At 45.7% G+C, this 25,732-nt stretch carries 19 protein-coding genes; 14 read left to right on the top strand and 5 right to left on the bottom strand.

Features of this window, described 5'->3' with window-relative positions:
- Positions 1 to 19: 19 nt before the first annotated feature.
- The 12 genes from HMPREF9624_RS05820 (at position 20) to HMPREF9624_RS05765 (ending at position 14,223) form a co-directional block, all read left to right on the top strand.
- Positions 20 to 1,459: a S41 family peptidase gene (locus HMPREF9624_RS05820; RefSeq protein WP_009536948.1), complete on the top strand. Its 1,440-nt coding sequence runs from the start codon at positions 20 to 22 to the stop codon at positions 1,457 to 1,459.
- An 83-nt stretch (positions 1,460 to 1,542) separates the two neighbouring features.
- Positions 1,543 to 2,511 (top strand): diacylglycerol/lipid kinase family protein, encoded by a 969-nt coding sequence (locus HMPREF9624_RS05815; RefSeq protein ID WP_009536947.1) that lies wholly within the window; start codon positions 1,543 to 1,545, stop codon positions 2,509 to 2,511.
- 71 nt (positions 2,512 to 2,582) lie between these two features.
- Positions 2,583 to 3,062 (top strand): 2-C-methyl-D-erythritol 2,4-cyclodiphosphate synthase, encoded by a 480-nt coding sequence (gene ispF, locus HMPREF9624_RS05810; protein ID WP_009536946.1) that lies wholly within the window; start codon positions 2,583 to 2,585, stop codon positions 3,060 to 3,062.
- An 81-nt stretch (positions 3,063 to 3,143) separates the two neighbouring features.
- Positions 3,144 to 4,547 (top strand): S1C family serine protease, encoded by a 1,404-nt coding sequence (locus HMPREF9624_RS05805; protein WP_009536945.1) that lies wholly within the window; start codon positions 3,144 to 3,146, stop codon positions 4,545 to 4,547.
- Positions 4,548 to 4,698: 151 nt separating this feature from the next.
- Positions 4,699 to 6,117, top strand: a complete 1,419-nt coding sequence (cysS, locus tag HMPREF9624_RS05800; RefSeq protein ID WP_009536944.1) for a cysteine--tRNA ligase — start codon at positions 4,699 to 4,701, stop codon at positions 6,115 to 6,117.
- Complete coding sequence (locus tag HMPREF9624_RS05795; RefSeq protein ID WP_009536943.1) at positions 6,102 to 6,521, top strand: Mini-ribonuclease 3; 420 nt, start codon at positions 6,102 to 6,104, stop codon at positions 6,519 to 6,521. The genes cysS and HMPREF9624_RS05795 overlap by 16 nt, the downstream gene beginning before the upstream one ends.
- Positions 6,518 to 7,261 (top strand): 23S rRNA (guanosine(2251)-2'-O)-methyltransferase RlmB, encoded by a 744-nt coding sequence (gene rlmB, locus HMPREF9624_RS05790; RefSeq protein ID WP_009536942.1) that lies wholly within the window; start codon positions 6,518 to 6,520, stop codon positions 7,259 to 7,261. Before HMPREF9624_RS05795 ends, rlmB begins: the two co-directional genes overlap by 4 nt.
- 92 nt (positions 7,262 to 7,353) lie before the next feature.
- Positions 7,354 to 8,028 (top strand): YoaK family protein, encoded by a 675-nt coding sequence (locus tag HMPREF9624_RS05785; RefSeq protein WP_009536941.1) that lies wholly within the window; start codon positions 7,354 to 7,356, stop codon positions 8,026 to 8,028.
- A 61-nt stretch (positions 8,029 to 8,089) separates the two neighbouring features.
- On the top strand, positions 8,090 to 8,965 hold the full coding sequence (gene aroE / locus HMPREF9624_RS05780) for a shikimate dehydrogenase (RefSeq protein ID WP_009536940.1): 876 nt from the start codon (positions 8,090 to 8,092) through the stop codon (positions 8,963 to 8,965).
- Positions 8,966 to 9,076: 111 nt separating this feature from the next.
- Positions 9,077 to 12,292, top strand: coding sequence for a beta-galactosidase subunit alpha (locus tag HMPREF9624_RS05775; RefSeq protein ID WP_009536939.1), 3,216 nt, complete (start codon positions 9,077 to 9,079; stop codon positions 12,290 to 12,292).
- Between the two features lie 51 nt (positions 12,293 to 12,343).
- Positions 12,344 to 13,216 (top strand): DMT family transporter, encoded by an 873-nt coding sequence (locus HMPREF9624_RS05770; protein WP_009536938.1) that lies wholly within the window; start codon positions 12,344 to 12,346, stop codon positions 13,214 to 13,216.
- 17 nt (positions 13,217 to 13,233) lie between these two features.
- Entirely contained in the window at positions 13,234 to 14,223 is a 990-nt protein-coding gene (locus HMPREF9624_RS05765) for a LacI family DNA-binding transcriptional regulator (protein ID WP_009536937.1), read from the top strand.
- 6 nt (positions 14,224 to 14,229) lie between these two features.
- Here HMPREF9624_RS05765 and HMPREF9624_RS05760 read toward each other — a convergent pair whose 3' ends face one another.
- The 5 genes from HMPREF9624_RS05760 to mgtE all read right to left on the bottom strand — a co-directional run bounded on the left by HMPREF9624_RS05760 (position 14,230) and on the right by mgtE (position 23,365).
- On the bottom strand, positions 14,230 to 14,589 hold the full coding sequence (locus tag HMPREF9624_RS05760; RefSeq protein ID WP_009536936.1) for a hypothetical protein: 360 nt from the start codon (positions 14,587 to 14,589) through the stop codon (positions 14,230 to 14,232).
- 135 nt (positions 14,590 to 14,724) lie between these two features.
- Positions 14,725 to 16,929, bottom strand: a complete 2,205-nt coding sequence (locus HMPREF9624_RS05755) for a methyl-accepting chemotaxis protein (RefSeq protein ID WP_009536935.1) — start codon at positions 16,927 to 16,929, stop codon at positions 14,725 to 14,727.
- A gap of 255 nt (positions 16,930 to 17,184) precedes the next feature.
- The gene (locus HMPREF9624_RS05750) at positions 17,185 to 19,383 is read right to left on the bottom strand and encodes a methyl-accepting chemotaxis protein (protein WP_009536934.1); all 2,199 of its coding nucleotides are present in this window, start codon (positions 19,381 to 19,383) and stop codon (positions 17,185 to 17,187) included.
- A 221-nt stretch (positions 19,384 to 19,604) separates the two neighbouring features.
- On the bottom strand, positions 19,605 to 21,803 hold the full coding sequence (locus tag HMPREF9624_RS05745) for a methyl-accepting chemotaxis protein (protein ID WP_009536933.1): 2,199 nt from the start codon (positions 21,801 to 21,803) through the stop codon (positions 19,605 to 19,607).
- Between the two features lie 164 nt (positions 21,804 to 21,967).
- The gene (mgtE, locus tag HMPREF9624_RS05740) at positions 21,968 to 23,365 is read right to left on the bottom strand and encodes a magnesium transporter (protein WP_009536932.1); all 1,398 of its coding nucleotides are present in this window, start codon (positions 23,363 to 23,365) and stop codon (positions 21,968 to 21,970) included.
- 271 nt (positions 23,366 to 23,636) lie between these two features.
- Here mgtE and HMPREF9624_RS05735 point away from each other — a divergent pair, with 271 nt between their 5' ends.
- Together HMPREF9624_RS05735 and HMPREF9624_RS05730 are read left to right on the top strand one after the other, a co-directional pair.
- Complete coding sequence (locus tag HMPREF9624_RS05735; protein WP_009536931.1) at positions 23,637 to 24,314, top strand: response regulator transcription factor; 678 nt, start codon at positions 23,637 to 23,639, stop codon at positions 24,312 to 24,314.
- Positions 24,307 to 25,554 (top strand): sensor histidine kinase, encoded by a 1,248-nt coding sequence (locus HMPREF9624_RS05730; RefSeq protein WP_009536930.1) that lies wholly within the window; start codon positions 24,307 to 24,309, stop codon positions 25,552 to 25,554. The genes HMPREF9624_RS05735 and HMPREF9624_RS05730 overlap by 8 nt, the downstream gene beginning before the upstream one ends.
- The last annotated feature ends 178 nt before the right edge of the window (positions 25,555 to 25,732 follow it).

Raw genomic sequence — 25,732 nt, 5'->3', positions numbered from 1 at the left:
AGCGTAAGGACAGGATGTCATGGGAGAAGAAGAAAAGGAATATCCGTCGGAGATAGAGCTTAAAGAAGACAGCAAGAAAGAAGTGAATTTAAGCATGGAAAGAAGCAAGAAGAACGGAAAGACCGCGCTTTTCGTTTTAGTCTTGTTCGCCATGCTTTTTTCCTTTGCGCTCGGTGGTGCGGCTTGTTATGTTTATTATTTCAGCTATCCGGGTCTCCAATTTTTGAAAAGAGAGACACAGGGGACGCAGAAGGAAGAAATCAATCTTGCCCGGGTAAGCAAGAAACTCGGAGAATTGCAGGATCTGATTCAGAAGTATTATCTTTATACGGAAAATGGAATCAATGCGGAAAACGACATCTATAAGGGGCTGTTAAACAGCCTTTTAGAGGATGATCCGTATGCCGCTTACTACACCAAAGAAGAAATTGACGAGACGATTAATCAGCAAAAAGGAGTCTATCAGGGAATCGGAGCCACGGTTTCCGAGTCGGAAGAGGGACCTAAGGTAGAGTTTGTCTATCCGGATTCTCCGGCGGAAAAGGGAGGCCTTCAGGCAGGAGATGTGATTCTTCGCGTGGACGGGATTTCCGTAAAGGATCTGAGTTTAACCTATATTGTTGAAAATCTGGTAAAGGGAGTGGAAGGCAGCTCCTTGGAAATGATTGTAAAGCGAAACGGAGAGGAACTTACGCTTCGGATTACGCGCGGAAAGGTTGTTATCCCCGCCGTGGAGTACGGAGATCCTGCGGAGATGCTGAAAGACGACAGCCTTCCCAAGGGGAAAATCGGCTATCTTTCTCTCAGAGGCTTCTACATGGAGGCGGTGGATGAGTTTATTTCCCAATATGAAGAGAAAGTAGACGGGAAGGATGAAGCACTGATTATTGATTTACGCGGAAATCCCGGAGGAGATGTGGAAGCGGCCACCAAACTTCTGGATTATTTTTTGCCGGACCATCTGTCCAAACCGGAGAAGAAGGCTACAGAAGAGTCCGGAGCAATTCAGTCTAAAACCGATAGAGAATTCAAGGCAGGAGATACCTTGTTACTGTATACGGAAGATAAGAACGGGAACGGAAAGGATTGGTATTGCGAGGACGGACATGAAGTGGATATGCCGATTGTGATTCTCGTCAACCAAAACTCCGCTTCGGCTTCCGAACTCTTTTCGGGCGCCATGCAGGATTACGGAAGAGCTATAGTTGTCGGGACGCAGTCTTTCGGAAAGGGAATTGTGCAGACGGTTCGCTCTTTCCCGGACGGTTCAGCCGTTGAGTTTACCACACATTACTATTTCACTCCCGCCGGAAGAAACATTCATAAGGTCGGAATCACTCCGGACATTAAGGTAGAGATTCCCGAAGCGGACAGCAATAGCTATGTCCAGGACCGCGCAAAGGATAGTCAGCTTAAGAAAGCGGCAGAGACTCTTTATACTAATTTTATACATGGCTAAAAGGAGCTGTGCTATACTCCGCTGTATAAAGTAAGAGAGTGAATATACCGAAAGTGGCTTATTTTCATTGTGCGGAGTATTGGATGTTATTTTTCATTGTTAATCCCCTGGCGCAGCGGGGACAGGGCTTAAGGACTTGGAAAAAGTTGGAAGAGGATGGCAAGGCTTTTCTGGAAAAGGAAGGTTTTCGACTTTTCTTTACCAAGGCAAAGGGCGATGCCAAGTCCATTGCGGGGGAAATCACAAAAGACAGTCGGGAAGAGAAAAAAATCGTGGTCATTGGGGGAACCGGCACCTTGAATGAGGTGGTGGACGGTCTTAAATTGGACAATGACCGTGTTTCTTTGGCTTTTTTTCCGGTTTGCAAGGAAAATGATTTTGTTCGCGGACTGGAAAAATGCTATAAGGTTCCCGGCAGTATAGAAGAATTGTTGCAAAAAAAGGAAAGAAGAGTAGACTACGGCATAGTGGAGAGCATGAGGAAGCATCGCCGTTTTGTGGTCAGTGTCGGAGTCGGCTTTGATGCCATGGTTTTAAATGAGCTTTTTACCATGCGCTTCGATATCTGCCCGAAAGAGAAAAGACGCATTGCAAAGGAAAACAGAGGACTCGTGAGCTCCATTTGCAATCATTCCGGTACCCTAAGCTATATCTATGCCTTTTTAAAGGGGATTGTCGGAGCCAAAAAGTGCAGAGGAACCATAGTTTTGGACGGAGAAGAGAGAATTGAGTTCAATCACATCCTTTTTCTTTCCGTGCATAATCACCCTTATGAAGGACACTATGCTTTCGGAAAAGGTGCCTCGGGAGAAGACGGTTTTCTGGATCTCTGCTTGGTGAGTACTACTCATAAACTTCGTTTACTTCGCTTTATGCTGGCTGCACTTTTCGGCATACATCGTTCTTTGCCGGGAGTGCACTGCTATCGCTTTAAGAAGGCGGAGATTCATATGGAAGAGGGACTGCTCTGTCATGTGGACGGAGAAACAGTGGGGAAAAAGCAGGATTTAAGCATTTCCTGTCGCCCCAGAAAATTGCGGATACAGATTTAATATTGCATATTACGGATTTTTCACATTACGGATTTTTCCCGTTACGGATTGAGCAAAGTGAGGAGACAGTCATGCGAGTAGGTTTGGGCTACGATGTACATAGATTGGTGGAAGGAAGAGATTTGATTTTGGGAGGCGTGAAGATTCCGCATGAAAAAGGGCTCCTCGGGCACTCGGATGCGGACGTCCTTCTCCATGCTCTGACGGATGCTCTTCTTGGTGCCGCGGCACTGGGGGATATAGGGAGACATTTTCCGGATACCGATGAACGGTATAGGGGAATATCCTCCCTTATTTTGTTGGAGAAGGCCTATGCACTGGTAAAGGGGCAAGGCTATACCTTGGGGAATGCGGATATGGTGCTTCTCATGCAGAAACCGAAGGTGAAAGACTTTATTCCTCTGATGGAGGAAAATATTGCCAAGGCACTATCCTGTGAGAGGGAAAGAATTTCCGTGAAAGCGACAACGGAAGAGGGCTTGGGCTTTACCGGACAGGAGGAAGGCATTGCGGCGAAGGCCATCGTGCTTTTGGAGAAGCTTGCAGACTGAGAAAATGCAATTTTATGTCTGCCTCGTCACAAAGTTGACACAAAATTTTTATACGATGTGCCCGAAAGAGAGGGAAGTGGAATGAAGAAAATAATAGGGGTTATCTTGTCTGCCCTGCTTTTTGGTCTTGTAGCAGGAGGGATGATGGTGGGGGTGAACTATATTGCCCAGGAACGGAATATCTATTCTATTTTACGAGATAGCGGAGTAGAAAATCCGGAAGCGATGCTGTCCAGTCCTTCCGTGATGCCGGAAACGGAGAAAAGCACACAGGCTTCGGAGAATACGGTAACTGCCTCTTCTCAAGGAAGCGAAAAAACCGTTGCGGAGGTGGCAAAGGAGGCTATGCCTTCCGTTGTTGCCATCACCAATATGATGCGTTATCAGCAAAACGGATTTTCCATTTTCGGAGAAGTACAGAAAGAGACGGAATTACCGGCCAGCGGTTCCGGGGTTATTGTGGGACAGAACGATACGGAACTTCTGATTGCGACCAACAACCATGTGATTCAGGACTCCAATTCTTTGACGGTCAGCTTTATCGATGAAAGTACGGCAAACGCACAGGTAAAGGGAACCGATGCGACAGTCGATTTGGCGCTGGTTTCCGTGAAGCTTTCAGACATTTCACCGGAAACAAGAGAGAAGATTAAGGCCATTAAAGTGGGTTCTTCCGATGATATGGAAGTAGGAGACCCTGTTGTGGCAATCGGAAATGCCCTCGGCTACGGACAATCCGTAACCAGCGGAATCATTTCCGCAAAAAACAGAGATGTACAGACGAAAGAGGGGGTATCCAAGGGGCTGATTCAAACGGATGCGGCAATCAATCCGGGAAATTCCGGCGGTGCGCTTCTGAATATGCAGGGAGAGCTGATTGGAATCAATGTAGCAAAATATGCGGATACGGATGTAGAGGGCATGGGCTATTCCATTCCGTCCTCTGCAGCGGAAGGCATTCTTTCTTCTTTATCCAACTTAACGACCAGAGATAAGGTACCGGAGGGCGAGCAGGGCGTTCTTGGAGTGCAGGTAAAAGATATTGATGCACAGACGGCGGAAAGCTTTGCGATGCCGAAAGGAATCTATATTTTCAAAGTATTGGAAGATACCGGTGCCGAGAACAGTGCAATCCAGGAGAGAGACATTATCACCAAGCTGGACGGGCAGGGCGTTTATACCACTGCGGATTTAAAGTCTCTGCTTTCCAAGTACAGAGCGGGAGAAGAGGTGAGGCTCACGCTGATGCGTCAGGACGGATCCGGAAAGTACAACGAGATGGAGGTCAAGGTGGTACTCGGAAAGGCTTCCGCCTTAAGCGGAAATACCGGAAACAACGGAAATGCACCCTCTCAGAACGGCGGTCAGGGTAATCAAAATACACCTGAAGAAACGGAGCCTTCTACCGAAAACGGAAATGGCAGTACAGGGGAAGAGAATCCTTTTAAGAGTTTCCAGGATTTCTTCAACGAATATAAGAGATAGAAAAAGAGATATAAAAAGAGATATAAGAAAAGATATAAGAAAAGCTGCTATGACAGGAAAAAGCGTTCATGGCAGCTTTTCCCTTTCTTGACTAAAATAGGGTGAAGATATAAACTACAAAGAACGTTAGGACTTAAGAAAAGAGGATTTTATGAAGATTTATAATACCATGTCAAAGGAAAAGGAAGAGTTCGTTCCGATTGAAGAAGGAAAGATCAGAATGTATGTCTGCGGGCCGACCGTATACAATCTGATTCATATCGGAAATGCTCGTCCTATGATTGTATTTGATACCTTTCGCCGTTTTATGGAGTACAAGGGTTATCAGGTAAAATATGTTTCGAATTATACGGATGTAGACGATAAAATCATCAAGGCTGCGGTAGAAGAAGGCGTAGATTGCCAGACCATTACAAAGCGCTATATTGCCGAGGTGGAAAAGGATATGGCGGATCTCAACATCGAAGCAGCTTCCGCCCATCCGAAGGCAACGGAAGAAATTGGCGGCATGGTAAGCCTCATCGAGGACTTGCAGAAAAAAGGCTTTGCCTATGCGGTAGACGGTACAGTCTATTATGATACGACCGCTTTTAAACCCTATGGGAAGCTTTCTCATAAAAATATGGAGGATTTGCAATCCGGACTTCGAGAGCTCAAGGTTTCCGGTGAGGAAGAGAAGAAGAGTCCCACCGACTTTGTGCTTTGGAAGCCGAAGAAGATGGGAGAGCCGTATTGGAATTCTCCCTGGAGTGAAGGAAGACCGGGCTGGCACACGGAGTGCTGTGTTATGGCACCGAAGTATTGCGGAGGGGCTCTGGATATTCATGCCGGCGGAGAGGATCTTATTTTCCCGCATCATGAAAATGAGATTGCCCAGTATGAGGCGGCTCACGGTGAACAGTTTGCCCGCTACTGGATGCACAATGCTTTTATCAATATTGATAACAAGAAGATGTCGAAGTCGCTCGGAAATTTCTTTACCGTGCGGGATGTGACATCCCAGTTTGATCCGATGGTTCTCCGCTTCTATATGCTTTCTGCGCACTATAGAAGCCCGCTCAATTTCTCTAAGGAACTGATGCAGTCCGCGAAGGCCTCTCTCGACAGAATCTTAAGCTGTATCTGGAGACTGGAGGATTTGCTTCCTCGTCTGAAAGAGCAGGGCATGTCCAAAGAGGAAGAGGAAGCCTTAAAGAAGGTAGAAGAATATACCGCTCTTTTCTCCGAGAAGATGGAGGATGACTTAAATACGGCAGATGCCATTACCCAGATTTTTGAACTGGTGCGTCTTGCAAACTCTACAGTAAATGAAGAGTCTTCCAAAGACTTCGGCTCCATCATGAAAGAGTCAATTGCTGTCCTTGTGCATGTTCTCGGCATTCGTACGGAGAAAAAGGAAGAGAAGCTGGACGAGAGGCTGGAAGAGAAGGTCAACGCTCTCATTGCAAAGCGGCAGGAAGCCAAGAAAAATAAAGATTTTACCGAGGCGGATCGGATTCGTGATGAACTGCTGGAGATGGGAATTGCCCTTAAGGACACCAGAAACGGAGTAGAATGGCAGAAGATCTAAAGGACAGCCTTGCATTGCAAATCCCCCCCCTAAGCTTAGCTTATGTGGGGGATTCTATTTATGACTTTTTTGTTCGGGACAGACTGATTCGCGACCTTTCCGGGTCCTTAAACAAGATAAACAGTAAGAAAAAGGACTTGGTTTGCGCGAAAGCGCAGTCGGATGTTATGGAATATTATCTTGCCAATGAACTTCTCACAGAGGAAGAGCTGGCGGTTTACCGCAGGGCAAGAAATCATAAGTCGCAGAGTCGTTCCAAGAATTCCGGAATCGGAGATTATCGCCGTGCTACGGGATTTGAGGCAGTGCTCGGGTATTTACATTATCAAAATAAGGAAGAAAGACTAAAGGCACTTATGGAAGCCGGTCTTTCCTTCCTTTTGGAAAGAGAAGAGGAAAAATGAGAGAAGAGGGATATACCCTTGTGGGAAGAAATCCGGTCATGGAAGCCTTTCGGGCAAAGAAAACCATTGATCGTCTGTTCGTGCAGGAAGGTCTGAAGGACGGGCCGATTTTAAGCATCTTACGGGAAGCGAAAAAACAGGATACGGTAGTCGACTTTGTTAAGAAGTCGAGACTTGATGAAATCAGTGCGGGAGAGCTGCACCAGGGAGTGATTGCCTATCTGGCAGCATTTTCCTATGCGGAGCTTCCGGAGCTCCTTTCTGTTGCCAAGGAAAAGGGAGAGGCGCCCTTCTTCTTTTTGTTGGATGGAATCGAAGACCCGCATAATCTTGGCGCCATGATTCGTACGGCGAATCTATGTGGTGCGCACGGGGTTATTATCCCGAAGAGACGCGCGGTAGGGCTGACTGCGACAGTCGCAAGAAGCAGTGCCGGCGCTCTGAATTATACGAAGGTCTGTAAGGTGACGAATCTTGTACAAACCATGGAGGAGCTGAAGAAAGAGGGGATGTGGTTCGTCTGCGCCGACATGGCCGGAGAAAGCATGTATAAGCTGAACCTGAAGGGGCCAATCGGACTCGTTATGGGAAATGAGGGAGAAGGCGTTTCTCGTCTCGTGAAGGAAAATTGCGATATGCAGGCATCTATCCCGATGAAAGGCGATATCGACTCCCTAAATGTTTCCGTAGCCTGCGGCGTGCTCGCCTATGAGATTGTAAGGCAGAGAACGATGGGGTGAAAAGCTAAGGCTTAGGAAAGCAAGATGGGGGAGAATACTAAGATATTAAGCAAAGAGATAGAGTAAGTTAAGGTTTAGGAAAGGAGAGCGCTTTGAAGTCGGAAGGAAATTACCGGGTTGTGGAAAAACTGTGGTTTTTTGCACTCCTCATGTTTGCCGGCGGCTTTTACGGGGGCTATACTTTTAGCCTTCGGGGAAAGGTTTTTGCCAATGCACAGACGGCGAATCTGGTAATGATGATGCTTTCCTTCGGAAACGGAGATTGGAAGAAAGGCCTCTATGCTTTTGTTCCTTTGACGGCTTATATCGTTGGGGTATGTATGGCGGAATTTGTTTCCGGGAAAATGAATCAAAAGAACAAGAGTCTTTTTGAAGAGAAGCTGCTTCTCTTTGAAGCTTTTGTTTCCTTTGCAATCGGTCTTATGCCATCTTCCGTACCGGATCATGTTCCGCAGGTCGCACTCAGTTTTATCTGTGCAATGCAGTTTACTGCCTTTAGACAGGCGGAGGGAGTCAATATGGCGACGACCTTCTGTACGGCACACGTCCGGCAGCTCGGGGTAAATCTTGTAAAGGCGGTTAGGGATAAAAATGAAAATGCGGCCGTTTTGTTCAGAGGACACGCCGTCATGCTCCTTTCCTTCTGTGCCGGTGCTTTTATGGCGGTCTTTTTAAGTCATATCTTCAGCTTTTATTGCATTTGGCTGGTATCCGCTTTGCATTTATTTTTGTTCTATCATACCAGAAGAGAGAATAAAGAAGGGTGAAACGAGATATCGCACGCTTTGCGAGCGATACTCGTTATGAATAAAGAAGGGAGAGATAAGAGTGAAGCAATGGGAAATTGACGGGGAAACAAGACTGTATGGCCTTCTCGGGAGTCCGGTTTTGCATAGCCTGTCTCCTTTTATTCATAATGAGGGCTTTCGGCGCCTTTCCCTAAATGCCCGTTATCTTGCCTTTCGTGTGGGAGAGAAGGAGTTGGAAGGCACTTTATCCGCTCTTCGGAAAATGGGCGTGGGAGGGCTTAACTTAACGATGCCGCTGAAAGAGGCGGTACTTCCGCTTTGCGATAGCCTTTCCAAGGAAGCATGGCTCTCCTCTTCGGTGAATACCCTTATCTTTTCGGAAAATGGAGAAATGACAGGAAGCAGTACGGACGGAATCGGTTTCTTCCGTGCTTTGGAAGATGCGAATGGCTCTACGCAGGGCAAGAGGCTTTGTCTTATGGGACTCGGCGGTGCAGGAAAAGCTGTCCTTTCCCGAGCGGTTTACACCGAGCTTTCAGAAATTCGACTTTTACAGAGAGCCTCGTCCATTGAAAAAAACAGGGCATTTATTGAGAAAGTGGAACAAGAAACCGGGAAGAGCATTTTCCTTGGATCCTATGAGGAAAATTTAGCAGAATTTCTGGAAGAAAGTGATATTCTTGTCAATTCCACAAATGTGGGAATGGGAGAAAAGCTGTCTCTCATTCCGGACGAAAAACTGCTCCATAAAGGCCTTTTTGTAGCAGATTGCATTTATCATCCTGCGGAGACAAAGCTGCTCTCACAGGCTAAGAATAAGGGACTTCGCTATATGAACGGCCTCCCCATGCTTTTCTACCAGGCAGCGGAAAGCTTTCGGCTTTGGACGGGACAGGCTTTTCCGGAAGAGGAAGTGCTGGAAGCGTTAAGAGGAAAGATTGAAAAGAATTCGTAAATCCCAACTAAAATATTTACTAAAATTATTGACTCGTTACTAGTAAAATGATACCCTTTCTATATTAAAGGAAGTCTGTGATATTTACTTTTTTATGGGATGGGGAATCGTATGGAAAGAATAAAAAAGCAGTGGGAAAATGAAGAACTGATCATGATTGGAAGAGAGGAAGCGGTGGCGGACTTTCACCACAAAGCGGAGCATGAAAAAGTTCTTTCTTTAAACGGAGAGTGGAATTTTCTTTATCTGAAAGCACCGGAGTACTCCCCTGAAAACTTTTATGAGGAAGATTTTGAGGATCGGGAATGGAAAAAGATTCCTGTACCTTCTTGCTGGCAATTTTATGGTTATGGGCAAAAACACTACACGGATGTATGGTATCTCTTTCCGATTAATCCGCCCTTTGTGCCGTCCGACAACCCCTCAGGAATCTACAGAAGAAGCTTTCATCTGGAGAAGAAGGAAGAAGGAAAGCAGTATTTGCTTCGCTTTGACGGAGTAAGCAGTGCCTTTGATGTTTGGGTGAACGGAAAACATCTGGGCTACAGTAAAGTGAGCCGTTTAGGCTCGTCCTTTGATGCCACGGCGATTTTACGTGAAGGTGAAAACAGGATTTGTGTCAGAGTATACCAGTGGTCGGACGGAAGCTACCTTGAGTGTCAGGATATGTGGTGGTTTTCCGGAATCTTCCGAGAGGTAAACTTGATTTCCCTTCCGGAAAAAGGAATGAAAGATGTCACAGTTTATGCGGATTATCGGTATGAAAGCGGATCCGGAAAGCTTCAGCTAAAGGTGGATTTAGGGATAGAGAGAAGCAGTTTGCAAGAGGACGACACCTTGGAAGAGGAGAGCGGCTCACAAGAGGACAGTTCTTCTATTACGGTTTTGCTAAAAGATCAGGCAGATACTCCGCTTTTCCGCGAAAGAGTCCGCTTCGCTAAGGGAGAGGCCGGAAGGTTAAGCGTAAATTTTGTAAAAGAGTTGGAGACTGTTCATCCCTGGAGCGCGGAAGATCCTTACCTGTATGAGCTTGAGATTGCCCTGGAAAGGGACGGCGCCATTGTGGATGCTGTGACAATGCCTGTCGGATTCCGAAGTATTGAAGTAAAAGGAGAGAACTTTTTAGTAAACGGAAAAGCTATTTTACTCAACGGCGTGAACATGCATGATTTTTCTCCAACCGGCGGGCTCACGGTAGAAAAAGGGGATGTGGAGCAGGATCTCCTCAGAATGAAGCGCTGCAATATCAATGCCATCCGGTGCTCCCATTATCCGAAGGCGAGCTGGTTTTACTCCCTTTGCGATCAGTACGGATTTTATGTCATTGACGAAGCGGACTTGGAAACCCACGGTTTTGAATGGATCGAGCGTTATGAGTGGCTGAACGACCTTAAAAGCTGGGAAGGGGCTTTCTGCGACCGTGCGGTAAGAATGGTGAAGGAGCATAGAAATCACCCCTCAATCATCATGTGGTCACTCGGAAACGAGTCTTCGGTCGGACAAAACTTTGTAAAAATGGCGGAAGCGATTCGCGCACTGGACCGGTCCCGTCTTATTCACTATGAGAGTGATGCCAAGGCGGACATTGCGGATGTGTATTCCACGATGTATACGCGTCTTGACGGAATGGTGAGAATTGCGGAAGGAAATGATGCCCATGGAAAGCCTCATATTCTCTGCGAATACGGGCACAGCATGGGAAATGGACCCGGAAACTTAAGAGAGTATCAGGCACTTTTTGAGAAATATCCGCGTCTTCAGGGCGGTTTTATTTGGGAGTGGTATGACCATGGACTGAAGGAAATAGGAAAAGAGGGAGAGACCGTTTACTGCTATGGCGGGGATTACGGCGACGAACCCAATAACGGCAATTTCTGTATCGACGGACTATTGCGACCGGACAAAGTCATGTCTTCCGGCTTATTAAACTATAAGCAGGTGATTGCCCCGCTGGTTCTTGAAATGCTCAATGCGGCTGAGGGAGAATTTGCACTTCGGAGTAAACGGTATTTCCGGGACAGTAGCGATACGGTTTTAGAATATCGAATCTGGAGCGGAGAGAGAACACTTCTTACGGGAAGCCTTCCTGAGCTTGTGGTGAATGCGCAGTCTTCGACGCGCTTCCGGATTTCGGAGATTCCGGAACTCCTAAAACAGCAGGAAAATAAGAGCTTTGAAAAGGATGCAATCTATATTGATTTCCGCATTTTATATCGAGAAGAAAGTGTTTTTGCCAAAAAGGGAGAAGAGCTTTCCGCGCAGCAGTTTGTTTTAAAGGAAGAAGGCTACGGCGGTGCAGAAAGAGATTACGAAAGGGAAAATCTCGGGGAGAACAAGTTATTTCTTGCACCCGCAGAGAAGACTGAGCCGGTCAAGTCTGTCGAGACTTCCGAGATTGCCGAGACTTCCGAAATTTGCGTAGAAGAGAACAATACCGCCCTCTCCTTTAGCAATGAAAACTTTGCAATACAGTTTAATAAGGTAAGCGGTAAGCTTGAGAAACTCAGTTACAGCGGAGAAGACTATATCACAAGCGGTCCTGTCCTCAATATGCTTCGGGCAAATATCGATAACGATATGTATAAGGTAAAGGACTGGAAGGAAAAGTACTTTATCCATAAGCAGCAGGAACAGCTCGAGGGCATCCGCTACCGAGAGGAGGCATTTGGGTACAGCGTTCTTGTGAATACGCATTTCTCCGCCTTAAGCATGGCGTTCGGCTTCAAAGGAGAATACAGTTATAAGATTTATAGAGACGGCTCTGTGGAACTTGATTTATCCATGAAGGGCTTCCGCTACAGCAGCTTTGCACCGGAATTCATCCCGAGAATCGGTGTTGAGCTTTCTGTACCGGGAAAGTTTTCTACAGTATCCTGGTATGGTCTCGGGCCGGAGGAAAATTACCCGGATGTGCAGGAGCATACACGAATCGGCATTTACAAAAAGCAAATAGAGGAGATGCATGAAAACTATGTGATGCCGCAGGAGAACGGACATCGCGAAGGAACACAGTGGATTACACTCGGAAATTCCGAAGGAAGCCTGCAGATTGTAAGTACGAATCCAATCGGTTTTGACGCACATCATTACACGATAGAAGCCTTGGAAGAGGCAAAGCATTTAGGGGAGATTCGGAAATCGGAAGATATTATTCTGCACTTGGATGCAAAGCACAGCGGGGTAGGAAGCAATTCCTGCGGAGAGGAGCAAATTTACCGAAATAAGACAAGATTCAATGACTACCGTTTACAGCTTCTCTTCCAAAAAATAGAGCAGAAGGAAGCATTTTCAGCGTACAGGAGGGCGAGGGAAAGAAGCTATGAGTAAAAAGACTTTTTCTCCGTTCCTTCTCTGTTCTTTCGGGCAAAGGGAAAAGGAATGAAAAAAATACTGGGAATTCTAGGTCTTGTGACGGTTACTATTATCTGGGGAGGCGGTTTTGTAGCAAGCGACATCGCCTTACAGACGCTTGCTCCGTTTCAAATCATGTTTTTACGTTTCCTGATTGGGGCGTTTTGCATGGGAATGCTGGCAAGAAAAGAAATAAAGACAATCACGAAAGACGAGATTCTTTGCGGCTTTCTGCTTGGCAGCGCGTTATTTTCCGGCTTTGCACTGCAGATTGTGGGTCTGCAATACACCACAGCTTCCAAAAATGCGTTTTTGACAGCCACCAATGTCGTTATGGTACCTTTTATCGCTTTTCTTTTGGAAAGAAAGAAAGTTGAGCTAAAGAGTGTGGCGGGCGCAATCCTTGCTTTAACCGGTGCGGGAATTCTCTCTCTGCAGAGCGGTTTTTCCATTGGACTGGGAGATAGCTTGACTTTAGGCTGTGCAATAGGATTTGCTTTCCAGATTTACCTTACGGGAAAATATGTGCATCGAATTCGTCCGGCAATTCTCAATTTTATGCAAATGCTTTCGGCCTGTATTCTTTCCTTTATCGGCCTTCTCTTTAGTGGTAGAATAGTTTTCGAAGGGGTATCTTCTTCCGGTTGGCTCGCGATGCTTTATCTGGGAGTTGTCAGTACGACAGTTTGCTATTTTCTGCAAACCTGGGCGCAAAAGTATGTGGATGAAACAAAATCCGCCATTATCTTATCGCTGGAAGCAGTCTTTGGTACCGTTTTCTCCGTCATTTTATTGCAGGAAGAAGTGACAAGCCGCATGATTTTGGGCTCTGTCACCATTTTACTGGCGGTGATGATTTCGGAGGTATCCTTCAAGAAAAAGGACAGTAGCTCTGTTTAAGAGAGGTGAAAATAACTATGGCAACTATCAAAGATATAGCGGAGAGGGCCGGAGTTTCTCCTGCAACAGTTTCTCGGGTACTCAATCATGATGAAACCCTGAATGTACAGGAATCTACAAGGAAGAGGGTGATGGAGGCGGCGGAAGAGTTGGAATATACCATGCCTTCTCCGAGAAAAAAGAGTAAAAAGCTGAAAATCGGCATTTTCGGCTCCTATTCTCCGGAAGAAGAGTTGGAGGATCCGTATTATCTTTGTATTCGGCTTGCGATAAAAAAGAAGCTGGAAGAGGAGCAGTGCCATATGATGGAGATTGGTCTTTCGGACTCTGCCGAGAAAATAGCAGGCTTGGACGGAATCATCTGCACGGGCACTTTTACCAACGAGATGCTGGAGAGACTTTCCGCCTGGAACAGACCGATTGTGATGGTTGATTGCAATGCGGATTTGGAGCAGTGTGATACGATTACGGTGGATTATAAAAATGCAGTCCGGGATCTCCTGGATTTTCTGATTGAGAAGGGGCATAGAAAAATCGGTTTTATCGGCGGCGGTGCGGAGCGCTGGCTCGACAGACGAAGCGAAGACCCGCGTTATACGGAGTTCTGTGCTTATTTGAAGGAAAAGAATCTCTTCTGTGAACGTTATGTAAAGCTGGGACAGCACGAGGCCCGTTATGGAAGATTGCTGTTTACGGAGCTCTATCGCGAAGGGAATCTTCCAACAGCAATCTTTGCGGCAAATGATTCCATTGCGGCAGGAATCTACAGGGCAGCCTACGAGATCGGTCTGAAAATTCCGGAGGATATCAGTGTAATCGGCTTTAATGATATTCCCGGAGCGAAATATATGGTGCCGCCTCTAACGACGGTGCGACTCTACATGGAATTTATGGGTGAGTATGCCGTGAGTCTACTTTCTCAAAGAATCCAGGAGAGCCGGGAAATCAATATTAAGATTATGGTGCCGACCAAGCTTCGGGTACGGAACAGCGTTAGGGAGCTGTAGAATGGACTATCTCCCCTCGCATTCTCCGGAGAGTTTTTTCTTGCAAAGTGCGCAGGAGCTTGTTTCGGGAATAAGGTGGGAGTAGGGGGCCTCAGCAAAGGGATTATCGGGAGAGTGAAACTCGGTTTTTGCCATGCAAAGCATTTCTCCGGAGTTGGAAAATAGGGCATAAGAAAGAATCGTGGAGAGCGCTTCGACTTCTTCACTGTAAATGTATAGTTTATATTCTTGCCCGTTAGACTTCAGGCGGAAAATCTGAGGGAAATTAGTTTCGGCATTTAGTTTTTCGATTGAGCAGGACATTGTCTTCAGCCCTGCTTTTTCCATACAGGCTTTTTTCATTAAGTCTAAAGAAACGGAAAGCATAGTTCTCCTCCTTATGAATAAGAAACGAGCAGTGTAATCACTGAGGCTATTTTATTTTTAAGCATTAATTAACTATACCAAAAAAGTGCTCAGATGAGCACTTTTTTCTTTTGGGGTGTTTTACATCCCCTATTTTTAGTCTTCCTTTAACTGGAAACGTCCTACCAATTCATTTAAGATATTGGCCTGACCGGAGAGCTCTTCGGAAGCGGCAGCGGATTCTTCGGCTGTTGCGGTGTTACTCTGTACAACGGAAGAAATCTGGTCGATTCCCGTAGATACCTGCTCTACAGCTCTGGACTGCTCTACGGAAGCCTCGGCAATCTGATTGACGAGTTCGGTCACCTTACCTGCTCCGGTAACCACTCTCTGTAAGGATTCTGCCGTGCTGTCCGCAAGGACGGTTCCCTGTTCTACCGCCTGCAAAGTTTCTTCAATCAGCATCGTAGTGTCTTTTGCCGCATTGGCGGACTTCTGTGCGAGGTTTCCGACTTCATCGGCTACTACCGCAAAGCCCTTTCCGGCTACACCGGCTCTTGCCGCCTCGATTGCCGCATTTAAGGCGAGAATATTGGTCTGGAAGGCGATGTCGTCGATGGTCTTGATAATCTTACTGATTTCACCGGACTTCTGATTGATGTTTTCCATAGCGGCCTTCATCTGTTGCATCTGCTTGTCGGAGTGACTGACTTCCTTACCGGCGTTCTGCGCTTCCGTATTGGCAAGGCGGGTATTCTCCGCAGTCTTCTTAATGTGTTCGGAGATGTCATTTACCGTAGCGGACAACTCTTCGATGGAAGAGGCTTGCTCGGTAGCGCCCTGAGAAAGTCCCTGTGCACCGGAGCTTACCTGCTCGGCACCGGCATTGACTTCTTTGGCACTGGTCTTAATTTCCGCCATGGTTTTATTCAGGTCATTGCTGATTTCCTGTAAAGAGTTTAAGAGCGGACGATATGCGCCCGGATACTGTTCGGTATTCTCCAAAGAAACCCTGAAGTTTCCCTTTGCCAACTCGGAAAGTTTATCGGAAAGGTCGGAAATAATTTCCTGAACATGCTGCATGACACTCTGGATGGCAGCTGCCAAATCCCCGATTTCATCCTGTCTGTCGTAGGAAACCTTTACATCGAAGTTTCCTTCCGCAACAGCTTTTCCTGCCAATGCAATGCCCAGCAAAGGATTTAAAGCCCTTTTAATCAAGAAGAAGCTGATGGCAATCAAAATCATAAGACCTACAATACTGAAAACGGCACACATGATGACCAACTGATTTCTTGCTGCCATAAATTCACTGTCGGCGATACTAATCATAGACCACAAGGTGGAACCGTGAATGATTAATGGACGGAAGTACATTCTCTCTTTTACCCCCACTGCATTCACCACCGTAGCGGTAAAGGCTTCCTCCTTATCCATATTTTGGCGAAGCATTTCATAGGTATCCTTATCCAAAACTTCTTCCAGCTTCTTTCCAATTGCCTCTTCCCTCATGGAATACAAAAAACTTCCGTTTGCATCCAGGATATTGGTGGCCAAAGACGGAAAACGGGCATCCGTCTGCTGAATGGTACTGAATACTTTGGTATTGATATCCAGAATCACCGCACCCACAAATTGATTGTTTTCATCGGTGATGGGATTTCCCAGACTGATCATCTGGATTTCCGGATGAAGGGTATCACTGTACACATCGGTTAAGACCATATCTCCGGATTCCTTCGCCCCGTTATACCAGGAGGAGTCCTTATAAAAGCTGTACTGGTAAGCCATAACGCTCTTCTTGTCCAAATCTTCTGCAGACATATATACGGCATAATCGGACACATTATCGGAAAATCCGTACGGCTCAAAGAAGATTCCTGCTCCGACCAGATCCTTGTTGTCGGTTAAAGCGGATTGTAAAGAATCCAATATCACGGTTTCCGCATTGTAACGGGAAGCGGGAAGAGCGGCATTCACAATTCTGGAGCGGAAAGTGGTGGCATCCATCCCGGGATTAGTCACTACATTTCCGGTGGCTCTGTCTTTTACAATCCATTGATTTTCCGGTGCCGCTCCAATGCTGTCATGTTGACTGTGCATGGAATGAATGCCGTTTTCCAGAGTCATGGAAATAGACTCCAAACGGGAAATCACCTGTTGCAAGTCTCCGATAGCCATGACGGCCTTATCGTTTAAGTTGTTATCCAAAGCAGAGCTGATGGAATGCTCTCCGGTTCGGATGATAGCTATGCTCATGACCAAAAACACCAAAACACTGGCAATGCCTAAAATCATAGACAGTCTTGTGCTGATGGAGGAACGCTTCTGCTTCTTCTCCACACGAATTCCCTTTTTCATCTTGTTCTTTCCTCCTTGAAAAAACTACTTCTATACTGGATGCATGACTTTTTAAATGAGATGAAGTGCGCTTTCCATAAGACACACAGAATATAAAAAAAGCCTATAATTTATCGACAGGATTAATAGAATATATAAGAAAAGAACTGCCTCCCGAGGGGATGCAGTTCTTTTCCATGCTTTATTCATAACGAGTATCGTGTGCATAGTCTGCGATATCTCGCTTTCCTTTTTAAAACCGTAAAAACGATATCTTTAGTTTTCTTTTAACTGAAAACGTCCTACCAAATCATTTAGGATATTGGCCTGACCGGAGAGCTCTTCGGAAGCGGCAGCGGATTCTTCGGCTGTTGCGGTGTTACTCTGCACAACGGAAGAAATCTGGTCGATTCCCGTAGAGACCTGTTCTACAGCTCTGGACTGTTCTACGGAAGCTTCTGCAATCTGGTTAACCAACTCGGTAACCTTACTTGCTCCGGTAACCACTCTCTGTAAGGATTCCGCCGTGCTGTCCGCAAGGACGGTTCCCTGTTCTACGGCCTGAAGGGTTTCCTCAATCAGCATCGTAGTGTCTTTTGCCGCATTAGCGGATTTCTGGGCAAGGTTTCCGACTTCATCGGCTACTACAGCAAAGCCCTTTCCGGCTACACCGGCTCTTGCCGCCTCGATGGCTGCGTTCAGTGCCAGGATATTGGTCTGGAAGGCGATGTCGTCAATGGTCTTAATAATCTTACTGATTTCACCGGACTTCTGATTGATGTTTTCCATAGCGGCTTTCATCTGCTGCATCTGCTTGTCGGAGTGACTGACTTCCTTACCGGCATTCTGTGCCTCCGTATTGGCAAGGCGGGTGTTCTCCGCAGTCTTCTTGATGTGCTCGGAGATGTCATTTACCGTAGCGGAAAGCTCTTCGATGGAAGAAGCCTGCTCGGTAGCGCCCTGAGAAAGTCCCTGTGCACCGGCACTTACCTGCTCGGCACCGGAATTAACCTGTACCGCACTTTGCTGAATCTCCGCCATGGTTCCGGAAAGGTCGGAGGTAATGTTGTTAATGGAATCGAAGAGCGGACGATACGCACCGCTATAGTATTCTTCGTTGTTCATTTCCACATTGAAGTTTCCTTGTGAGAGTTGATTTAATTTCTCGGAAAGGTCTCCGATAATGGAACGAATTCTGGAAACTACATCTCCCATGGAATGCATTAATTTTCCGATTTCGTCCTTGCTCTTATAGGAAAGATTCATGTCAAAATCCCCTACGGATAGCTTTTCTCCTACCTCTACCACCTTCTGCAGGGGCTTTAAGAAATAGCCAATCAACAGGGCGCATGCAAATGCAAGAGCAAATACCGTGCTAAATCCTGCTACAATTCCCACATTTCTTAATCTGTCCACTTCCTTACTATAATCCTGGTGAGAGATACTGAGTCTTGTCCACCAGGTACTGCCTTCCATGTCAATGGGGGAATAGTACTCTCTTCTTGCCTGTCCATGCTCATTCACAATATTAAGAGCAAAGGATTCCTTGGACTCCATCTTTTCGGTAATGGCAGTACTTGCCTTCTCCGGAAGAAGCTCCTGCAAGGTTTTACCGTTTACCGCATCCGACTTGCTGTGTATGAGTCCGTCCCCATCAATTAAATTCACAAACATGGAGGGGAATTCCGGGTCCTGTTGGGTGATATTCATTAAGATATCTTCTTTTACATCCATAAGAATGGTTCCCAAAAACTGATTATTCTTCATAATAGGATGGTAAATAGCAAACATTCTCTCTTCCGGCTTTGTAATATCTCCATAAACCGGTGTAATAAAAGTGGATCCTTTTTCTTTTACTGCCTTATAATAAATCTCATTTTGATAATTGGCATAAGGATGGTTTGTAATCACTCTTTTATCCAAATCTTCCCGAGAAAGAATTGGGGCGTAATTCTCTATCCCCTGATAAAATGCATTCGGCTCAAATAAAATACCGATGTCCGCCAAGTTTTCTTCTGTCTTAAGATTGGCATAGAGTGCATTTAAAATCACAACCTCGGCATTGTAACGGGAAGCAGGAAGGTAAGCATTTACCACACGGCTCCGGAAAGATACATTTTCCATAGGGGTAATCTTCTGAGGATTTCCATCCTCATCATTAATAGTCCAAGGATTTCCGGGAACACCTCCCACCTCATCATGCTGATCAAAAACAAAGCTGATGCTTTCTTCAATGTTATTGGCTGTAGCATTCAGCTTGGTCATCAAGTCTTCCAAATCGTAAGAAGCCTGGGCAGACTTATCCGCCATATTGGCATCCACCTTCTTATACATAGATAATCTAAAGCTATGTATCAAAAAAAACAGTAATGCCAATAAAAGCAAGAAGGTCAAAATCCCGATGATAATTGACATTTTCTGCCCTAATCCGAGATTCTCCAATAAAGACCCCTTCGCTTTTTGTTTCTTCTTCATGCTTTTTTCCTTCCTCCCTGAAAATAGTAAAGATATGCATCTTATTTAATGTAACGCATATTCATCGACAGAATGAGGAGGAACTATAAGCAAAAACGACAGAAGAACTGCCTCCCGAGGGGATGCAGTTCTTTTTCGTACTTTTCATGATGAGTATCGTGTACAAAGCGTGCGATATCTCATTTTTTGAATAAATGATAGAAACCGTAAAAACGATATCTTTAGTTTTCTTTTAACTGAAAACGTCCTACCAAATCATTTAAGATATTGGCCTGACCGGAAAGCTCTTCGGAAGCGGCAGCGGATTCTTCGGCTGTTGCGGTGTTACTCTGTACAACGGAAGAAATCTGGTCGATTCCCGTAGAGACCTGTTCTACAGCTCTGGACTGCTCTACGGAAGCTTCGGCAATCTGGTTAACCAATTCGGTCACCTTACCTGCTCCGGTAACCACTCTCTGTAAGGATTCCGCCGTGCTGTCCGCAAGGACGGTTCCCTGCTCTACGGCCTGAAGAGTTTCTTCAATCAGCATCGTAGTGTCTTTTGCCGCATTGGCGGACTTCTGTGCGAGGTTTCCGACTTCATCGGCTACGACTGCAAAGCCCTTACCGGCTACACCGGCTCTTGCCGCCTCGATTGCCGCATTCAGTGCCAGGATATTGGTCTGGAAGGCGATGTCGTCGATGGTCTTGATAATCTTACTGATTTCACCGGACTTCTGGTTGATGTTTTCCATAGCTGCCTTCATCTGCTGCATCTGCTTATCGGAGTGGCTGACTTCCTTACCGGCGTTCTGTGCCTCCGTATTGGCAAGACGGGTGTTCTCCGCAGTCCTCTTGATGTGCTCGGAGATGTCATTTACCGTAGCGGACAACTCTTCGATGGAAGAAGCCTGTTCGGTAGCGCCCTGAGACAGTCCCTGTGCACCGGCACTTACCTGCTCGGCACCCGAGTTGACCTGTACCGCACTCTGCTGAATCTCCGCCATGGTTCCGGAAAGGTCGGAGGTAATGTTGTTAATGGAGTCGAAGAGCGGACGATACGCACCGCTATAGTATTCTTCGTTGTTCATTTCCATATTGAAATTACCCTGTGCAAGCTCACTGAGCTTCTCGGAAAGGTCGGCTATGATGGAACGGATTCGGTTTACCACATCATTCATTGCATGCATAAGCGTACCGATTTCGTCGTTGTTCTTGTAGGAGAGATCCATAGAGAAGTCTCCGGCAGACAACTTTTTGCCCGCTTCCGCAACCTTTTGTAAGGGCTTTAAGAAATAGGAAATGAGAAGAGAGGTGACAATGACTAAGAGAATCACGGTTGCTACTCCGGCTACGGCACCGATATTTACAAGACGATCCACTTCTTTGTCATAGTCTTTTTCGGAAATATCCAGTCTTACCCACCAGGTGCTGCCGTGCATATCGATGGGGTTATAGTATTCCCGTCTTTCTTCCCCTTTTTCATTTACGATTTGCAAGGTAAAGGGCTTGCTTGCTGTCATTTTCTCGGAAATCGCATTGGCAGCCTTCTCCGGAAGAAGCTCCTGCAAGGTTTTACCGTTTACCGCTTCCACCTTACTGTGAATGAGTCCATCCCCGTCAATCAGATTCACAAACATGGAGGGGAATTCCGGATCCTGCTGGGTAATATTCAGTAAGATATCTTCTTTTACATCCAGAAGAATGACTCCCATAAACTGGTTGTTCGCCATAATGGGCTTTGTAATGGCGAACATTTTCTTTGTCGGATCGATAGAATCGCTGTACACCGGAGAAACGTAGGTATCGCCCTTGTTCTTTGCTCCGGTATAATAATCAATGTTTTGATACTTCTCGTAGGGGAAGTTCATGATTCGTCTGTTTTCCACTTCGGATCTTAAAAGAATCGGAGCATAATCTTCAATGCCTTTATAGAACGCATTCGGCTCGAAAAGAACGCCGATGTCTTCCAGATTTTCTTCTCCTTTCATATTGGAATAGAGTGCATTTAAGATAACGACTTCCGCATTGTAACGGGATGCGGGCAGAAATGAGTTCACTACACGGCTTCGAAAGCTTACGCTGTCCATAGGCGTAATCGTTTGTTCATTTCCTTTAATATCTCGAATTTTCCACGGATTTCCGGGGACCCCGCCCACTTCGTCGTTTTGCGCAAAGACAAAGCTGATACTTTGCTCAATGTTATCGGTAATAGCATCCAATTTGGTCATCAAGTCTTCCAAGTCTGAAGATGCGTCTGCGGACTTTTCCGCCATATTGGCATCAATCTTCTTATCCATTGTGATTTCAAAGCTATGGATTAAGAAATACAGTAATCCAAGCAAAACAAAAAAGGTCAGTGTTCCGAGAATAAGAGACATTTTCTGTCTTAATTTCAGATTCTCATAAAAAGACCCCTTCGCTTTTTGTTTCTTCTTCATGTTTTTTTCTTTCCTCCCTGAAAATAGTAAAGATATGCATCCTATTTAATGTCACGCATATTCATCGACAGAATGAGGAGGAACTATAAGTAAAAACGACAGAAGTGCAGGACGCAAATCTGTCGTTTTTAAATATAAATTTCTTATACTCGGAATTAAGAAATTTATCCGGAGATTTTCAGGATTTCCAGAAGTAAAATCCAAGTCAGTCCATAGTAGCTGACAACACCGACCAAATCGTTAATGGTAGTAATCAGCGGACCGGAAGCCGCTGCAGGGTCTACGCCGACCTTCTTAAAGAAGATAGGAGTTACCGTGCCGACCAGAGAAGAAATCACCATGGAAAGCATCAGGGAAAAGCCGATGCAAGAAGAAATGGCGATGGCAATGTGCGCCGGTTGGTGCTTAAAGAAATAAAGGTAAGCTCCGATGCCGACCAGGGAAAAGAGGCCGATTACGAGACCGTTTAATCCGCCGACTCCCATTTCTTTTGCGACCAAACTCATTTTCTGCTTACCGGTAAGACGTTCGTCCATCAAAACACGGATGGTTACGGCAAGAGACTGGGTACCGACATTTCCCGACATATCGAGAATCAGGGACTGGAAAGCCATGATAATGGTGAGCTGCGCCACTACCGTTTCGAACAGTCCGACCACGGTGGAAACGACCAGACCGAGGAAGAGCAGAATCACAAGCCAGGGAAGGCGCTTCTTCACACTGTCGATAAGCGGTTCATTCAAATCCTCTTCCGCAGTAAGACCTCCCAAACGAGCATAATCTTCACCCATCTCATCATCGTAAACTTCCAAAACGTCCTGCGCCGTGATGACACCGAGGATAATGCTGTTTTCCCCTAAGACAGGAATCGAGTTCTCGGCATAGCCTTTGATTCGCTCCAAGCAGTCTTCGATTTTCTCATCCGCATAGACGAAGGGGTATCCGGTTTCCGTAATATCATCGAGATTGGTTTCTTTTCGGGCGATAATCAGTTCCTTTAAATCTACAGCACCGTAGTAGGAACCGTCTTCGTTTACCACATAAACTTTGGAAATATTGTCATGCTCGGCCGCCTGATCAATCAGAGAACGCATGGCTTCCCGGATATTTAAACGCTTATCCAGAAATACGAAATTCGTGGTCATACGGGAACCGATGAAGCTCTCGTCATAAGCCGCCAGAATCTGCAATTCGTTCCGGTCTTTTAAACTCATCTTGGAAAGCCAGATGGTTTTTTTCTCGGGGTTGGCTTCTTTCAGAAGATCCACCGCATCATCGGGCTCCATCTCGGAAAGAATGACTGCCGCTCTTTCGGAGCTCATTTCTTCCAAATAGAGATAGCCGTGCTCGGCGTATTCCATGACCTCGCCGAGACGTTCATTCTCCAATGCATTATAAAGAAGCTTTCGCTCGTCTTCTTCCAAGAGGGGAAGGGCGGAAGCAATGTCATTTGCGTGGTATTCTTCTAATTTTTCCTGAAGCTTTTCAATATCTTCGCTGCTGCGAAGCAAATCTATAATTTCCTGAACGTAGTCTTGTTGAACTCTTTCATTTTCGTTCATTTTTCTCTCCTTTCCAAAACTGCATGGACACAGGGAAAAAGAACTTGGAGCTTTCCCCAAAAACCTGCATAAGTGTAACACTAAAGGGAAGAAGATAGCAATGCTTTTATGGAGTTTTTTCTTAAGGGAGAAGAGGGACGGAATGATAGCCTGCTACTTGTCCTTTGTATTCCCTGATTCCTGTTTTTTATAAGCCTTAAAATCCTTGACAGTTCGTTGTTTTCTCTATAGAGTCAAAATCGAGATAAAGGGAGCAGAAAAAGGAGTAGGTATGCGGGTTTTAATCGTAGAGGATGAGGTGTTGCTTGCGAAATCACTGCAGGAAATATTGGAGGATTCCGGGCATTCGGTATCCTCGGCCTACGATGGGCAGGAAGGCCTGGAGCTTGCGCGTTCCGCTCATTTCGATCTTTTGATTTTGGATTTGATGCTTCCTAAGTTAAATGGCTTTCAGGTCGCAAGAACACTTCGTAAAGAACGAAACGGACTTCCGATTTTGATGCTGACCGCCAAGTCGGATATTCTGGATCGCGTGGAGGGACTGGACTCGGGAGCGGATTATTATCTTACGAAACCCTTTGACAAGAGAGAACTGCTTGCCTGTATTAATGCGCTTCTCCGGAGACAGGGAAAGGAGGTGAATCAAATCAGCTTCGGGAATACGGCCTTAGACCTGGATTCCTCGGAATTGATTTGCGGAGAAAATACGATAAGGCTTTCCTCCAAGGAATTTCAGATGATGAAGCTGCTTCTTTCGGAGGGGAAAAATAACATCACAAAAAATACATTTCTGGAAAAAATCTGGGGATATGAGAGTGATGCGACGGAAAATAATGTGGAGGTCTATATCGGCTTCCTCCGGAAGAAGTTGAAGTCCCTTTCTTCGGATGTCAGTATTGTGGCCAGTCGGGGACTCGGATACCATTTGGAGGAAGAAAAGCATGATTGAACAATTACAAAAGAAACTTACCCTGCTTTTATCTTCCGTGAGTATCTTTTTGCTTCTGTTTTTATTGGTTTTTCTGTTTTTCTTTAACAGAAACAGTTTGTATAGAACGATGCGGAATGCGTTGTCTTCTGCCGTTACAAAACCGATGGACCGTTCTACCTCCGATTCTTACCCGATTTATCAGATTTTTATGAAGGAAAACGGAGAGATATTGGAACATTCCGGAGAGGATTTTTTTCTGGAAAGCGATACTGAAGAGAAGGCGGTGCAAGATGCCCTTTCACGGATTAAGGAGGGAAAGGAGTCTTTTTACGGCTCGATGCAGGGAGGAAAGCTGCAATATTATTGTAAAAAAGATGCTCCGCCGGATGGAAAAACCGCCTATCGAATTGCCTTAACGGACTTCAGTAAGGAAATCGGGAACATCCGTCAACTGTCCATAGTGCTCTTTATTTTGTTTTTTGCGCTTTCCTTCGTGATTATCGTTTTATCGCGATTTTTTGTACGGAAAACGGTGGCTCCGGTGAAAGATGCCATGCTGTCCCAGAGGCAATTTATTTCGGATGCCTCCCATGAACTGAAAACACCGCTTACCGTGATTATCAACAACGTGGGAAACCTGCAAAAGAAGATAGAAAATGTTCCCGCTCTTCAGGGGGAAGACGTGGAAAACATCCGTGAGAATATCCGGGGAATCGAGGAAATGGGCGGCAGGATGAAGCATTTAACGGAATCGCTCCTGGACTTAAGCCGTCTTGAAAGCTGGCAGGACAGAGGAAGTCAGCTGGAAAACGTTGCCCTGTCCACTCTTATAGAGCACGAGTGTATGTATTTTGAACCGCTCTTTTTCGAGAAGGGAAAGAGCCTGGACTATACAGTGGAAAAAGGACTCCATACTTTAGGGGATGAAAACAAGCTGAAGGAACTTCTTTCCATTTTGCTCGAGAATGCTCTGAAATATTCTCTTCCCCCCACCGCTACGGTACTTTCTTTAAAGAAAAAGAGGAATATTTTGCTTCTTTCCGTTTCCAATGCGGTGGAAAAAGAACTGAGTAAAGAGGAAAAGGAGAATCTTTTCAAACGGTTTTTCCGGCGAGATGAAGCCCATAGCGGAGGGGACGGCTACGGTCTGGGGCTGTCTATTGCAAAGGAAATTGTTCTTATGCATAAAGGAACAATCAAAGTGGAGAGTGAGAAGGGGCAGATTTGCTTTCATGTTGCTCTTTCGGAAAAGCTCTAAAAGTTCAATGTTTTTATTCAATAAACAGGATAGGTAAAATGTGGCAATTTTTGTTCGAATTCTCTAATCCTATCTATAATAATTTTCTAAGTTTTGCCGATAAACTGACAGGGACTTTTTTACTAAAATAAAGTTCGGAAAAATCCTTCTGATAGGAGAAGACGGAAGGAATGTACCA

The sequence above is a fragment of the Oribacterium asaccharolyticum ACB7 genome, assembly GCF_000238075.1.
GTDB classification, from domain to species: Bacteria; Bacillota; Clostridia; order Lachnospirales; family Lachnospiraceae; genus Oribacterium; species Oribacterium asaccharolyticum.
This window is presented reverse-complemented; position numbering and strand designations above follow the sequence as displayed.